The organism is Micromonospora sp. M51 (assembly GCF_018070305.1).
Lineage (GTDB): Bacteria > Actinomycetota > Actinomycetes > Mycobacteriales > Micromonosporaceae > Micromonospora > Micromonospora parva.
Window position 1 is genome coordinate 1 of record NZ_JAGPXZ010001396.1, and the last position, 634, is coordinate 634.

At 70.3% G+C, this 634-nt stretch carries 1 pseudogene; it reads right to left on the bottom strand.

Features of this window, described 5'->3' with window-relative positions:
- Nucleotides 1–634, bottom strand: a pseudogene (locus KBX53_RS35050) (DNA-binding protein); the annotation flags it as partial.

The following is a 634-nucleotide window of genomic DNA, read 5'->3' on the forward strand; positions in this document are numbered from 1 at the left end:
CCGTCGACGCGAGCTGCCACGGCACGCTGACCACCATCACCCCCGGTTCGAAGAGCAGCCGGCCCTTGAGGCGCAGCGCGCTCTGGTTGTGCAGCAGGTTCTCCCACCACCGGCCGACCACGTACTCCGGAATGAACACGGTGACCACGTCGCGGGGCGACTTGCGGCGGGTGGAGGCGACGAAGTCCAGGATCGGCCGGGTGATCTCCCGGTACGGCGAGTCGACAACGGTGAGCGGGATCGCCATCTCCCGGCGCTCCCAGTCGGCCTGCAGGTCCCGGGTGTCCGACTCGTCGACGTTGACGGTCACCGCGGTCAGCGTGTCCGGTCGGGTGGCGCGGGCGTAGGCGATGGCCCGCAGCGTCGGCTGGTGCAGCTTGCTGACCAGCACGATCGCGTGGTTGCGGGCGGGCAGCACGGCCCGGCCCTCATCCGGCGGCGTCAGCTCCACGGCGATCCGGTCGTAGTGCCGGCGGATGGCCAGCATCAACACGTAGATCACCGCCATCGCGGCGATCGCGATCCACGCGCCGAGCAGGAACTTGGTGATCAGGACGATCACCAACACCGCGCCGGTCAGGCCCGCGCCGAACGTGTTGATGGCCCGCGACCGGTGCATCCGGCGGCGCGCCTC